The sequence below is a fragment of the Arthrobacter sp. ZGTC131 genome (assembly GCF_002929275.1).
GTDB lineage: Bacteria > Actinomycetota > Actinomycetes > Actinomycetales > Micrococcaceae > Arthrobacter.
Genome location: NZ_PJIK01000011.1, coordinates 60,682 through 73,872, shown reverse-complemented (window position 1 = coordinate 73,872; position 13,191 = coordinate 60,682). Strand labels below are relative to the sequence as shown.

Below are 13,191 nucleotides of genomic sequence, written 5' to 3'. Positions count from 1 at the left end.
AAGACTTCCAACCCCAGAAAGACCTCCAATGCTGCGTGTAGCCGTACCCAATAAGGGATCCCTGTCCGAAGCCGCCTCCGCCATGCTCTCCGAGGCCGGTTACCGCCAGCGCCGCGACAGCCGCGAGCTGGTCATGATGGACCCGGACAATGACATTGAATTCTTCTTCCTCCGCCCCCGCGACATCGCCGTGTACGTCGGGCAGGGAACGCTCGACGTCGGCATCACCGGCCGCGATCTCCTCCTGGACGCGCAGGTTGAGGCGGAGGAACTGCTTCCGCTCGGTTTCGCCGCCTCCACCTTCCGCTTCGCCGGCCCGATCGGCGACTTCGCCACTGTGGAGGAACTCGAAGGCAAACGCCTGGCCACCAGCTACGACGGACTCCTGCGGGACTACCTGGCGGACCGCGGCATCAAGGCACGGGTGGTCCGCCTGGACGGCGCCGTGGAGTCCTCCGTCCGGCTTGGCGTCGCTGACGCGATCGCCGACGTCGTCGAGACCGGCAACACGCTCAAGGCCGCCGGCATGGAGATCTTCGGCGAGCCCATCCTCAAGTCCGAGGCCGTCCTGATCCGCCGCACCGGCGAGGGCGGCGCCGCAAACGGTACGGCGAAGGAAATCGAAGTCCTGATCCGCCGCCTCCAGGGTGTCCTCGTGGCGCGCCAGTACGTGCTGATGGACTACGACATCCGCAAGGAACTCGTCGAACAGGCCGCCGCGCTCACCCCCGGACTCGAATCGCCCACCGTCTCGCCGCTGCGCGATTCCGACTGGGTGGCCGTCCGGTCCATGGTGCCGAAGAAGGAAACCAACCGGATCATGGACGAGCTGTACGACCTCGGCGCCCGTGCCATCCTGGTCAGCAGCATCCACGCCTGCCGCATCTGACCCGCTTTCTTCCCCGCCGCCCCGCCGGCGGTCCAAAGCACACCTCTGCAGTACAACAGGAGAAGTCATGGCTGTAGCCGTCCGCGTTATTCCCTGCCTGGACGTTGATGCCGGCCGCGTGGTCAAGGGCATCAACTTCGAAGGGCTCCGCGATGCCGGAGATCCCGTGGAGCTCGCGCACCGCTACGACAACGCCGGGGCGGACGAGCTGACCTTCCTCGACGTGACCGCATCGTCGGGCAATCGGGAAACCACGTTCGACGTCGTCCGGCGCACCGCTGAGGAAGTGTTCATTCCGCTGACCGTCGGCGGCGGCGTCCGCGGCGTGGCCGAGGTGGACAAGCTCCTCCGTTTTGGCGCGGACAAAGCCTCCATCAACACGGCAGCCGTGGCCCGGCCGGATGTCATCGACGAAATCACCCGCCATTTCGGTTCCCAGGTGCTGGTGCTGTCCGTGGACGCCCGCCGCACCCGCCCCGGTTCCCAGCCCACGCCGTCGGGCTTTGAGGTCACCACCCACGGTGGCCGCCAGGGCACCGGAATCGACGCCGTCGCGTGGGCGAAGGAAGCCGCCGACCGCGGAGTCGGGGAAATCCTGCTGAACTCGATCGACGCCGACGGCACCAAGGACGGGTTCGACCTTGAGCTCATCCGGCTGGTCCGGGCCGCCGTCAAGGTCCCCATCATCGCCTCCGGCGGCGCCGGCGAGCCCGCGCACTTCCCGCCCGCAGTGCAGGCCGGCGCGGATGCCGTGCTGGCCGCGTCCATCTTCCACTGGGGCCCGGACGACATGATGTCCCAGGTCAAGGCGGCAATCCGCGACGCCGGGTTCGAAGTCCGCTGACCCGTTTGGGCTCAGAAGCGGATTAGAGGCCCACTTCGGCTGACTGAAGAAGCGCGACGGCGTCCGGCTGGCCTTCGAACGTGACCAGGGCATGGCGGGTGCGGCCGTGGGCGTGCATAAGCAGTTCGCCGGGCTCGCCGACGATGGCAACCGACACCGGCGCACGTTTGGCGACGTGACGCGGGCCCGAGGGGCAGACCAGGACGATGCCGAGGTCAACGCCCCGGTACAGGATGGCTGCGCGCTTGACCAGTTCGTCCCACAGCGCATCCGAGTATTCCTCGTCGAGGGCGCGCGGTGCCCAGCGGTCGACGGCACGCCGGACGTCCTCCGTGTGGACGAAGTATTCAATGAGGTTGGAGCTCTCGTCCAGCGCCTTGATCTTCATCGGCGACAGGACGGGCGGACCGGAGCGGAAGGTGTTCACCAGGTCCGTGTAGTCATCCGCGGTCTTGATCTTCGCGGCGAGCTTGGCGGTGGCTTTGTCGGAGGCCTTGGATAGACCCTTGATGATCAGGCCAAGCCCGACGGCAGCTTTACGCTCGCGGAGGTACAGGTGTGCTGCCAGGTCCTTGGTCTTCCAACCCCTGCAGAGCGTGGGGGAGTCAGGACCGGCCGCCAACAGGGTTTCGGCCAGGACTTCTCGGGACGGATCGACGAAATGCATCACTTGTGAAAGTAGCACGTCGCCGAGGGACTTGCGCAGTGTGTCCGTGCGTGAACTTCTTCCATAGCTTATGAGGCTCCGTGAAACTCGGGACGCCGCTTCCGGCGTCGACGTTGGGCCGCCCTTGGGGGCGGCCCAACGCCTGTCAGGCCGAGACGCTCAGGGCGGCGTCGGCCTCCTTGAGAACCTTGGCGGCGACCTCGAGGCCCTCGATGCGGCCCAGCTCAACGTCCTCGTGTTCGATGTTGACGAGCATGTTGGGATCCACCTCGTGCAGGGCGCGGAGGAACTCGGTCCAGTATGCGACGTCGTGGCCCTTACCGAGGGCGACGAAGTCCCACGCCGCGTTCTTGGGCCATTCGTTGGCCCATTCGTCGCCGCCGAGGTTGGTGCGGTTCTCCTCGGGCGACAACCTTCGGAAGCGGTTGTCGAGCACGCCGTAGATGGCTGCCGCTTGGGTGTTGACGCGCACGTCCTTGGCCGCAGCCTGGAAGACGAGCAGTCCCAGTTCGCGGATGACGGCCACCGGATCCATCTGCTGCCAGAACAGGTGGGACGCATCGAGTTCCACGCCCACGTGGGTGGCCCCGGTGAGTTCGACGAGCTTGTACACATCCGCGGGGTTGAACACGAGGTTCTGCGGGTGCAGTTCCAGGGCAACCTTGACGTCCAGGTCCCGGGCGAGCCGGTCGGTTTCCTTCCAGAACTCCGCGGCAATTCCCCACTGGTAGTCGAGGACATCGAGCGCCGCCGAGTTCCACGCGTTGACGATCCAGTTCGGCACCGTGGCTCCGGGTTCCCCGCCAGGGAGTCCGGACATGGTCACGACGCGGTGCTGGCCGAGGCGGTGGGCCAGACGGATGGAGCGCCGGACGTCCTCGGCGTGCTTGTCGCCGATCGTGCGGTTCGGGTGCAGGGGGTTGCCGTTGCAGTTCAATCCTGCGATCGATACCCCGGTGCCTTCGAAAATGGCGAGGTAGTCGTCCCGGGCCGCGTCGCTTTCGAGGATCTGGTCCATGTTGGGGACGTGGACGGGCGGCAGGAAGCCACCTGTGTTGATTTCGATCCCGGTGAGGCCGAGGTCGGCGATGACCTTCAGGGCCTCGGGAAGCGGCCGGTCGTGCAGGACAGCGTTGTAGACACCGAGTTTCACAGGGTTACCTTCTTTCCGGAGCCGAGCGCTGATTCTGCGACGGCGGCCAGCAGTTCCATGTTGTGCACGCCTTCATCGAACGTGGCGCAGCGGGGCAGAGACGATGCCTCATCGAGCCCTGCGACTTCCTCGAGGAACGCCCGCGCCTGGTAGCCGAAGGCGTCGTTCTGGCCGAAGCCGACGCTCGGGGCGTCCATGGCCAGGCCGCCGGCCAGGTAGGGGTGCTCGGGGCCGAGAATGACCTGGCGGTAGCCGTTTTCCGAGGAGGCGCCCGAGTTGAGGAACAGCTCGATTTCCGCCGGGCGGCGCTGATCAAACCGGGCTGCACCGTTCTCGCAGAAGACCTCGAAAATGAGGCTGTTCGCGTGCCCGGCGGCGACACGGGAGACCTCGAAGCCGCCGGAGCCGTTGTCGAATTCGGCTGAGAACGCGGCGTAGTCATCGTTTTCGACTGCCTCGAAGACGTCGCTCACCGCGGCGTGGTCATGGCCCATGACGGCGCCCAAGGGGAGCGGACGCTTGCCGATCGCGGTGCTGAAGCGTCCGCCGCTGATGGACCGGATGTCTCCGCAGAGGAATTCGGCAACGTACGTCAGGTGGGATCCGACGTCGGCCAGGGCGCCGGAGCCGGGGCCGCCCTTATAGCGCCAGCTCATGGGCGCATCGGGGCTGAAGCCGTAGTCCGTCCAGTAGCGGCCGCTGAAATGTAGCACCTTGCCAAGGGTTCCGTTCCGGATGAGGTCGCGGATGTAGGCGATGCCGGGAGTGCGGCGGAACGTGAAACCGATCCGGGCGATCGAGGACGCGTTGCGGGCGGCTTCGGCCATGGCCCGGGCGTCTTCCAAGGTGTCGCTCAGCGGCTTTTCGCAGAGCACGTGCTTACCGGCGGCGAGGAGGCCCTCGACGACTTCACGGTGGAGCGAGTTGGCGATGACCACACTGACGACGTCGATGTCATCGGCTTCGGCGATTGCCTGCCATGAGGTGTCGTTGCGTTCGTAACCGAACCGCTGCGCCGCGATGGAGCCGAACTCCGGGTTCACGTCTCCGATGGAGACCAGCCGGATGGGCGGAAGAACGGGGTGGTACAGCGAGGAAGCGGTGCGGAAAGCGGCGGCGTGGGCCTTGCCGGCCATGCCCGCCCCTATGACGGCAACGCCGATATCTCCGGGCATTGATTTTCTCCTTCGAAACTCAGCCGAGGCTGTCGCGGCTCAGCCGCAGCAGGTTGGGATAGAAATGGAGCGCTCCAGAAACACGATATAGGGATGACTTTGTCCTGTCAATATCTCAAACCTAGGCACTCCTGAGACACAATGCACTCCTGAGACACAATGGAGGGGTGACGCAAGAAATCGGCAGACGCCCGAATATCTACGACGTAGCCTCCGCGGCCGGGGTATCAAAGTCCCTGGTCTCACTGGTATTGCGGGGTGCGCCCGGCGTTTCCCCGGCCCGCCGCGCCGCCGTCGAGGAGGCCATCGAACGGCTGAACTACCGTCCCAGCCGCGCCGCCGCGACACTGGCAGGCAACAGGTCCCGGACTATTGGCGTGGTCCTGGATGACTACCGGAACCTCTGGTTCGTCGACCTGCTGGCTGGGCTGCACAACCAGCTGGCACCCCTCGGGTACCGGGTGGCTGTCGCGGACCCCTCGTTCAACGCCCGCCTTGACCGGACACCTGTGGACGGCCTCATGTCGCTGCGCGTGGACGGCATCGTGATCGCCACCGAGCCAACAGAGGAAATGTTCGCCGCCGTGGACGTGCCGGCGGTGGTGGCCGGAAACCGTGATATGGCCGTTCCGGGCGCCGACGTCGTGGCCAATGACGACATGATGGGCGGGCGCCTTGCCACCGAACACCTGATCGGACTGGGGCACCGGGACATCGGGCACGTTACCGGCGGCGGCGGCGCAGCGCGCCTCCGCGCCCTGGGATACGACGCCGCCATGCAGGCGCGCGGGCTGCGGCCGCACATCGCCAGGGGCCAGGGGCTCACCACGGAATCCGACGGCTACGAGGCGGCGCTGAAACTGCTGGATGAGAACCCATCGCTGACAGCGATCTTTGCAGCCAACGACACCATGGCCCTCGGCGCGGCCGGCGCCGCCCGCGACAGGGGCCGGCGGATCCCGGAGGACCTGTCCCTCATCGGCTACGACAATTCGCCCCTTGCGTCTGCCAACCTGCTGCGGCTCACGACAATTGACGGCCGGAACGCGGAGGTCGGAGCCGGGGCGGCGAGGGCCCTGCTGGACCGCTCGCAGGACCCGGCTACCCAGGTTCGAACGGTGCTGGTGGAGCCGGAACTGGTGATCAGGACTTCCACGGCTGCCCGGTAGCGAGCCCGCCTCGACCATCGGCGGCCGCCCGCGCTAGCTCGGTGAGAAGTTCTGCCTCCTCACGTTGGGTGAGGCCGGCCCGGCGCGGCTTCTCGATTCCCGTGCTTACTTCCCACTCCAGCGTGTCACGGAGCGTTTGCGCCAGCGGGCGGAGCACCAGCCCGGCGTCTTTCGCCCGCGCGTTCGAGCGCGCGTTCATGCCCTGCCACTCCGGGTCACTCAGCCACAAGGGCAGGGACTTCGGACCGGCCCATTCCGCCACGCCATGCCGGCGAAGCCACGCAGCGTCGGCCGTGGCGAGTGGTCCCCGGTGGCCGGCTACTTCCCGGGCCTCAGCTATGTGCTCGGCGAACCAGTGGCGTTCGCCGGTGACGTTGTAGACGCCGCTGAGCTGCCTTTCGCAGCTCTGAACAAGCCACGCTGCGAGGTCCCGGACGTCAATGACCTGCACGGGAAGTGACGGTGCATCCGGCACGAGCACCGTTCCGTCTTCAGCCGAGGGGTTGGCGAACCGCATCGGCCAGTATCCTGTGCGGCCGAAGATGTCCCCGGGGCCCCCGATGAGCCCCACCCGGGCGATCAAGCAGCGGTCAGCACCCAGTCCCTCGCGGACGGCCTTCTCGCACGCAGCCTTCGCCTCGCCGTACGTCTCCATCGTCTCCATGACCTCCGACTCGAGCGGAGCCAACAGCGGCGCATCCTCGTCCTGTCCCAGGGGACCGTGGTTCGCGTAGACGCTCGCCGAGGACACGAACAGATAGTAGCCAGCCGACCGCAGGTCCCGCACCGAACGCTTCACCTGGCCAGGTTGGCGGGACACGTCCACAACAGCGTCCCATGGCATGGCGGACACGGCCTCAAGACCGTCGTCGTTATCCCGGTCCGACTGAACATGCGACGCACCGTCGGGAACGGATCCTGACAGACCCCTGGTCAGGCATACCACCTCGTGGCCGCGTCCGACCGCCTGGCGGGCAACCTCATGACCAAGCCAGGCAGTGCCTCCGAGAACGAGAAGTTTCATAGCGACATAGAACCAAAGGATCGACGCCGAGCACAGGCATTCCCCCCAGAGCGGATCCGCGGCCGTTTGTGCCGGGGCCCGGCGAGGGGCACTAGACTTGATCTGATGTCTGAGCAGCCCGCCCCCAGCCCCACTTCCGGTTCACCCCTTCCCGCCGACATAGCCTCGGCCCTCAAGAGGGACAGCGCCGGACTGGTCGCCGCCATCGTGCAGCAGTTCGACACCCATGAGGTGCTCATGCTGGGCTGGATGGACGACGAAGCCCTTAACCGCACCATGACCAGCGGACGGGTCACCTTTTACTCCCGGTCCCGCCAGGAGTACTGGCGCAAGGGGGACACCTCCGGCCACGTCCAGTGGTTGAAATCCGTGGCTCTTGACTGCGACGGCGACGCCCTTCTGGTGCGGGTGGACCAGGTCGGCGCGGCCTGCCACACCGGAACCCGCACGTGCTTCGACGGCCGGGCCCTGGACGCCGTGGCCGGCTCTGCAGAGTAGCCCGGGTGGCTGAAGCCGCCAAGGCGGACGGGGAGCGCCGGGCCGGCCCCCGCCGCCAACCATCAGGCACTGCGCCTGCGAACCCAGGATCCAACCCAGAACAGACGGAGAACCAATAGCCATGCAGGACCTAGGAATCATCAGCCCAGGCCTCGAAGAATTCCGCGAACTGGCCGGCCACAGCCGTGTCATCCCGGTCCGGCTCAAAGTGCTGGCGGACGCCGAAACGCCCATCGGACTGTACCGAAAACTGGCCCAGGGCCAGCCGGGCACGTTCCTCATGGAGTCCGCGGCCGTGGGCGGCGCCTGGTCCCGGTATTCCTTCATCGGCTCCCGGTCCCGGGCCACACTCACCACCAGGGACGGCCAGGCCCACTGGCTCGGCGAACCGCCCGCCGGCGTTCCGGTGGACGGCAACCCGGTGGATGCCATCCGTGACACGATCGCCGCCCTGCGCACCGACCGGTTCGACGGCCTGCCGCCCTTCACCTCCGGCCTGGTGGGATTCCTTGGCTGGGAAACGGTCCGCCACTGGGAGAAGCTCACCAGCCCGCCCGAGGACGACCTGCTGCTCCCCGAAATGGCATTGAACCTCGTCACGGACATGGCGGTCCACGACAACATGGACGGCACCGTCCTGCTCATCGCCAACGCCATCAACTTCGACAACAGCTCGGAACGGGTGGACGACGCCTGGCACGACGCCGTCCGCCGCGTCAAGGAACTCCTGGCCCGCGTCAGCACTCCCGTGGCCCAGCCGGTGTCCGTGCTGGAACCTGCCGCCCTTGATTTCGCCGCCAGCGTCCAGGAACGGTGGGACGAAACCGACTACCTTGCCGCCCTCGACCGCGGCAAGGAAGCAATTGTGGACGGGGAAGTCTTCCAGGTAGTCATTTCCCGCCGCTTCGAGATGGAGTGCGGCGCCTCCCCGCTGGACGTGTACCGGGTGCTGCGCAACACCAACCCGAGCCCGTACATGTACATCTTCAGCCTGGAAGATGCGGCCGGGCGCGAGTACTCGATCGTCGGCTCGTCACCCGAGGCCCTCGTGACGGTCACGGGCGAGGACGTCATCACCCACCCCATCGCAGGGTCCAGGCCCCGCGGCAAGACCGTGGATGCGGACAAGGCCCTCGCCGAGGAACTCCTCGCGGACCAGAAGGAACGCGCCGAGCACCTCATGCTGGTGGATCTTTCCCGGAACGACCTCTCCAAGGTGTGCGTGGCGGGCTCGGTTGACGTCACCCAGTTCATGGAGGTGGAGAGGTTCAGCCACATCATGCACCTCGTGTCCACGGTGGTGGGCCGCCTGGCCCCCTCGGCGAAGGCCTACGACGTCCTGAAGGCCACCTTCCCGGCAGGAACGCTGTCCGGCGCGCCGAAACCGCGCGCGCTGCGCCTCCTCGACGAGCTCGAACCGCACCGCCGGGGAATCTACGGCGGCGTAGTGGGCTACCTGGACTTCGCCGGTGACATGGACATGGCCATCGCCATCCGCTCCGCGCTGCTGCGGGAGGGGCGGGCCTATGTCCAGGCCGGCGGCGGCATTGTGGCGGATTCCGTCAAAACCGCAGAAGCACAGGAAACCGTCAACAAGGCGGCCGCACCGCTCCGTGCCGTCCACACCGCCGGATCGCTGCACAACATCACGCCCGAGTCGGTTCCCGGGGCCGGATCAACCGGAACGGCGCCCGCCGGGACAGATTCCTGATGGCGGTTCCGGCAGGTTCCGGCGCACAGGCCGAAGTCCGCAGCAGCACGCCGGCGTGGGCCCGTAAGTCCACGCTGGTCCTGCTCATCGCGGCGATGGCGCTGGCCGTGTTCGGCACCACCACGCAGACCTGGATGACGGTCAACCTGGACCCGCAGCAGCTGGGCCAGGCCACAGGGCAGGGCGGACTGCAGGTCCAAGGAAGCAAGGCCGCCACCACGGTGACTGCCCTGGCCCTCGTTGCCCTCGCAGGAGGCCTGGCCGCGTCCATCGCCGGGAGGATTGCGCGCTGGGTCATCACAGCCATCATCGTCCTGGCCGCTGCGGGCATCATCACCGCCGCCGCGACCGTCCTCGCGGATCCGCTGGCAGCCGCGCAGGGATCCATCGCCGCGGCCACCGGCGTCACCGGGAGCAGCGCTGACGTGAGTGTCACGGCGTTTCCGGTCCTCGCCGTCGTCGCCGGTTCCCTCCTGGCTCTTTGCGGCCTGCTGGTGATTCCGGCCGGACGGTACTGGAAGACCCGGACCAAGTACGACACCGCCGCGCAGGGTTCCACCGCGCAGTCCGGCCCGGTGGACGAGATCGACAGCTGGGACCGGCTCTCCCGCGGCGACGACCCCACCTGAGCAGCGGCCACACCTGAGCAGGAGGGTCACGGAAGCGCGCGCCTGTCCGCGATGCCGAACGCCGCGCCAAAAAATGGCAGAATGTAAGCAGTATTGATCCTGAGGAGATTCACATGAGCAAAGCCACTGTTTCCGGTACCAAGCCCGCGGCCCCCAAGACCCACCACGGCATCGACCACAGCATCGACCTGGGCCACGGCAACAGCCCGGCAGCCTGGACCTGCGTGATCGTCATGCTGGTCGGCGCCCTCATCGCCTCCATCGCCTTCGTCATCGCCAACTCACCGATCTTCTGGGGCGGCATCGCTGTCATGTTCCTGGGCCTGCTGGCCGGCTTCATCATGCGCAAGGCAGGCTACGGCGTAGGCGGCAGCAAGCTGAAGAACACCGGCCACTAACCGTGACGGTTCTCGACGACATCAATGCCGGTGTCAGGGAGGACATGGAGGCCCGCAAGCGCCTCGTGTCCCTCGCGGAACTGAAGGACCGCGCGCTGGCGGCGGCCCCTGCCCGTGACGCTTGGGCCGCCCTCGACGGCCCGTCCGTCACCCGCGAGCACCTCAAGGTCATCGCCGAGATCAAGCGCCGCAGCCCGTCCAAGGGCGACCTCGCGAACATCGTTGACCCGGCATCGCTGGCCCAGCAGTACGCCGACGGCGGCGCCGCCGTCATCAGCGTGCTCACGGAGCAGCGCCGCTTCAACGGTTCGCTCGCGGACCTGGATGCCGTCCGGGCCCGGGTGGACGTCCCGCTGCTCCGCAAGGATTTCACGCTGGATGACTACCAGATCTGGGAAGCCCGCGCCCACGGCGCGGACCTCATCCTGCTGATCGTGGCGTCCCTGTCCGATCAGCAGCTGCGCGAATTCAGTGCCCTCAGCCGTGAACTCGGCATGAACGTGCTGGTGGAAACGCACACGCCCGAGGAAGTCGAGCGCGCCGTGGCTGCCGAGGCCCGGATCATCGGCGTCAATGTGCGCAACCTCAAGACGCTCGACGTCGACCGCTCCGTTTTTGACTCACTCGCCGGAAGCATTCCGGCCGGGGCAGTGGTGGTGGCGGAGTCCGGCGTCCGGGGCGCCGACGACGTCGCGCACTACGCGGCGCACGGCGCCAACGCCATCCTCGTGGGGGAGGCGCTCGTCAGCGACGCCACGCCGCAGGAGCGCATCGCGGAATTCACCGCGGCCGGGGCGGCAGCGATCGCCGCCCGGGTCTGAGCTCCGCCCAACCTTGGCACCATCCCCACCGCAAAGATTGGCGGCGGGATGGTGCATGACCTCAATTAGCGAAAAGTGAACAGGATGGTGAGACTGATGGCCGAAGCGCCAACAGCCGGCTCTGACGAAGGTTCGGTGGATGCATTCCTGCAGGGAGGCACGTCGCTGCGCCACGCACCCGGACCCTACTTCGGCTCCTACGGCGGCCGATGGATGCCTGAATCACTGATCGCGGCCCTGGACGAACTCGAAGACACCTTTGACAAGGCCAAGGCCGATCCCGAGTTCACCGCGCAGATCGCCGACCTCAACAAGAACTACTCCGGCAGGCCTTCGCTCCTGACCGAGGCGAAGCGCTTCGCCGAGCACGCCGGGGGAGTGCGGGTCTTCCTCAAGCGCGAAGACCTCAACCACACGGGCTCGCACAAGATCAACAACGTGCTGGGCCAGGCACTCCTGGCCAAGCGCATGGGCAAGACCCGCGTCATTGCCGAGACCGGCGCAGGCCAGCACGGCGTGGCCAGCGCCACCGCCGCCGCGCTGCTCGGACTTGAATGCGTCGTCTACATGGGCGCCGAGGACTGCCGCCGCCAGGCCCTGAACGTGGCCCGGATGGAGCTGCTCGGGGCAACCGTCGTTCCGGTGACCAACGGTTCGCAGACCCTCAAGGACGCCATCAACGAGGCACTCCGCGACTGGGTGGCGAACGTCGGGAACACCCACTACCTGCTGGGCACGGCTGCCGGCGCGCACCCCTTCCCGGCCATGGTCCGCTACTTCCACGAGGTCATCGGCGAAGAAGCGCGCGAACAGATTCTCGCGCAGGTCGGCCGGCTGCCGGACGCCGTCTGTGCGTGCATCGGCGGCGGCTCCAACGCCATCGGCATCTTCCACGGCTTCCTCGATGATCCCTCAGTCAAGATCTACGGCTTCGAGGCCGGCGGCGACGGCGTGGACACCGGCCGCCACGCCGCCACCATTACGCTCGGCAAGCCCGGCGTGCTGCACGGCGCCCGCTCGTACCTCATGCAGGACGACGACGGCCAGACCATCGAATCCCACTCCATCTCGGCAGGATTGGACTACCCCGGCGTGGGGCCGGAGCACTCCTACCTGGCCGACATCGGACGGGTCAGCTACGAGCCCATCACGGACAGCGAAGCCATGGACGCCTTCCGGCTCCTGTGCCGCACCGAGGGCATCATTCCCGCCATCGAGTCCTCCCACGCCCTCGCCGGTGCCATCAAGGTGGGGCAGCGGCTGGCCGCCGAGGGCAACGCATCCGACAAGATCGTGATCGTCAACCTGTCCGGCCGGGGAGACAAGGACGTGGCAACTGCCGCCGAATGGTTCGACCTCCTGGACAAGGACTCCGCAGAGGCAGCCATCGGCAAGGAAGGGGAACAGCTGTGAGCACCGCGCAGATGACCAGCAAATCGGCGATCGCCATTGACAAGGCCCGAGCAGAGGGGCGGGCGGCCCTGATCGGCTACCTGCCCGCCGGGTTCCCCAGCGTTGAGGACACCATTGCCGCCGGCATCGCCCTCGCGCGCAACGGTGCGGACCTCATCGAGGTCGGCATTCCCTACTCTGACCCGGTCATGGACGGCCCGGTCATCCAGGCCGCCACCACCGAGGCGCTGGCAAAGGGCTTCTCCGTCCGGCAGGTCTTCGATGTCGTCGCCGGCATCACGGCTGAAACCGACGCCGCCGTCCTGGTCATGACCTACTGGAACCCCGTGCTCCGAATGGGCGTCGACGAGTTCTCGCGGCGCCTTGCCGAAGCCGGGGGAGCCGGCCTGATCACCCCCGACCTCATTCCGGATGAAGCTGCGGAGTGGATGGAAGCCTCGGACAAGTACGGGCTGGACCGGGTGTTCCTGGTGGCGCCGTCCTCGTCGCCCGAGCGCATGCGGCGGACCGTCGAGGCCAGCCGCGGCTTTGTGTACGCCGTCTCCATCATGGGCGTCACCGGTGCCCGGACCTCGGTGAGCACGGCCGCCCAGGGCGTGGTGGCAGCCGCCAAGGAGGCCGGCGCGGAGCGTGTGTGCGTGGGTCTCGGAGTCTCGAACGCGGATCAGGTGGCGGAAATCGCCGCCTACGCCGACGGCGTGATCGTGGGAACTGCCCTCGTGTCCGCCATCCGGGACGGCGGCGTGGACGCCGTGGCCAGCCTCACCAAAGACCTCAGTGCCGGACTGACCAGGAAGTAA

The 13,191-nt window shown here is 67.2% G+C and carries 14 protein-coding genes; 10 read left to right on the top strand and 4 right to left on the bottom strand.

Annotated elements, in window-relative coordinates; genetic code table 11:
- Positions 1–28 precede the first annotated feature (28 nt).
- Both hisG and hisF read left to right on the top strand, forming a co-directional pair.
- Complete coding sequence (gene hisG, locus CXQ90_RS14550; protein ID WP_104140100.1) at positions 29–889, top strand: ATP phosphoribosyltransferase; 861 nt, start codon at positions 29–31, stop codon at positions 887–889.
- A 67-nt stretch (positions 890–956) separates the two neighbouring features.
- On the top strand, positions 957–1,733 hold the full coding sequence (gene hisF / locus CXQ90_RS14545; protein WP_104140099.1) for an imidazole glycerol phosphate synthase subunit HisF: 777 nt from the start codon (positions 957–959) through the stop codon (positions 1,731–1,733).
- Positions 1,734–1,755: 22 nt separating this feature from the next.
- On the opposite strand, the gene CXQ90_RS14540 is transcribed toward hisF, so the two are convergent.
- From CXQ90_RS14540 to CXQ90_RS14530, 3 genes are all read right to left on the bottom strand, one after another.
- On the bottom strand, positions 1,756–2,400 hold the full coding sequence (locus CXQ90_RS14540; protein WP_104140098.1) for a TIGR03085 family metal-binding protein: 645 nt from the start codon (positions 2,398–2,400) through the stop codon (positions 1,756–1,758).
- A gap of 145 nt (positions 2,401–2,545) precedes the next feature.
- Positions 2,546–3,553 carry a sugar phosphate isomerase/epimerase gene (locus CXQ90_RS14535; protein ID WP_104140097.1) on the bottom strand — a complete coding sequence of 336 codons (1,008 nt, stop codon included), beginning with the start codon at positions 3,551–3,553 and terminating at the stop codon, positions 2,546–2,548.
- On the bottom strand, positions 3,550–4,728 hold the full coding sequence (locus CXQ90_RS14530; RefSeq protein WP_104140096.1) for a Gfo/Idh/MocA family protein: 1,179 nt from the start codon (positions 4,726–4,728) through the stop codon (positions 3,550–3,552). The genes CXQ90_RS14535 and CXQ90_RS14530 overlap by 4 nt, the downstream gene beginning before the upstream one ends.
- A gap of 167 nt (positions 4,729–4,895) precedes the next feature.
- Between CXQ90_RS14530 and CXQ90_RS14525 the strand changes: the two genes are divergently transcribed.
- Positions 4,896–5,897 (top strand): LacI family DNA-binding transcriptional regulator, encoded by a 1,002-nt coding sequence (locus tag CXQ90_RS14525; protein ID WP_104140095.1) that lies wholly within the window; start codon positions 4,896–4,898, stop codon positions 5,895–5,897.
- On the opposite strand, the gene CXQ90_RS14520 is transcribed toward CXQ90_RS14525, so the two are convergent.
- Positions 5,872–6,921: an oxidoreductase gene (locus CXQ90_RS14520; protein WP_104140094.1), complete on the bottom strand. Its 1,050-nt coding sequence runs from the start codon at positions 6,919–6,921 to the stop codon at positions 5,872–5,874. The two genes, CXQ90_RS14525 and CXQ90_RS14520, sit on opposite strands and share 26 nt — an antisense overlap.
- A gap of 105 nt (positions 6,922–7,026) precedes the next feature.
- Here CXQ90_RS14520 and hisI point away from each other — a divergent pair, with 105 nt between their 5' ends.
- The 7 genes from hisI to trpA all read left to right on the top strand — a co-directional run bounded on the left by hisI (position 7,027) and on the right by trpA (position 13,191).
- Complete coding sequence (gene hisI / locus CXQ90_RS14515) at positions 7,027–7,419, top strand: phosphoribosyl-AMP cyclohydrolase (RefSeq protein ID WP_104140093.1); 393 nt, start codon at positions 7,027–7,029, stop codon at positions 7,417–7,419.
- A gap of 121 nt (positions 7,420–7,540) precedes the next feature.
- Positions 7,541–9,130, top strand: a complete 1,590-nt coding sequence (locus CXQ90_RS14510) for an anthranilate synthase component I (protein WP_104140092.1) — start codon at positions 7,541–7,543, stop codon at positions 9,128–9,130.
- Positions 9,130–9,759 carry a Trp biosynthesis-associated membrane protein gene (locus CXQ90_RS14505; RefSeq protein WP_104140091.1) on the top strand — a complete coding sequence of 210 codons (630 nt, stop codon included), beginning with the start codon at positions 9,130–9,132 and terminating at the stop codon, positions 9,757–9,759. The genes CXQ90_RS14510 and CXQ90_RS14505 overlap by 1 nt, the downstream gene beginning before the upstream one ends.
- Positions 9,760–9,872: 113 nt before the next feature.
- Entirely contained in the window at positions 9,873–10,157 is a 285-nt protein-coding gene (locus CXQ90_RS14500) for an HGxxPAAW family protein (protein ID WP_104140090.1), read from the top strand.
- A gap of 2 nt (positions 10,158–10,159) precedes the next feature.
- Complete coding sequence (gene trpC, locus CXQ90_RS14495; protein WP_104140089.1) at positions 10,160–10,978, top strand: indole-3-glycerol phosphate synthase TrpC; 819 nt, start codon at positions 10,160–10,162, stop codon at positions 10,976–10,978.
- A gap of 96 nt (positions 10,979–11,074) precedes the next feature.
- The gene (gene trpB, locus CXQ90_RS14490) at positions 11,075–12,391 is read left to right on the top strand and encodes a tryptophan synthase subunit beta (RefSeq protein WP_104140088.1); all 1,317 of its coding nucleotides are present in this window, start codon (positions 11,075–11,077) and stop codon (positions 12,389–12,391) included.
- An 11-nt stretch (positions 12,392–12,402) separates the two neighbouring features.
- Positions 12,403–13,191, top strand: a complete 789-nt coding sequence (trpA, locus tag CXQ90_RS14485; protein ID WP_104140176.1) for a tryptophan synthase subunit alpha — start codon at positions 12,403–12,405, stop codon at positions 13,189–13,191.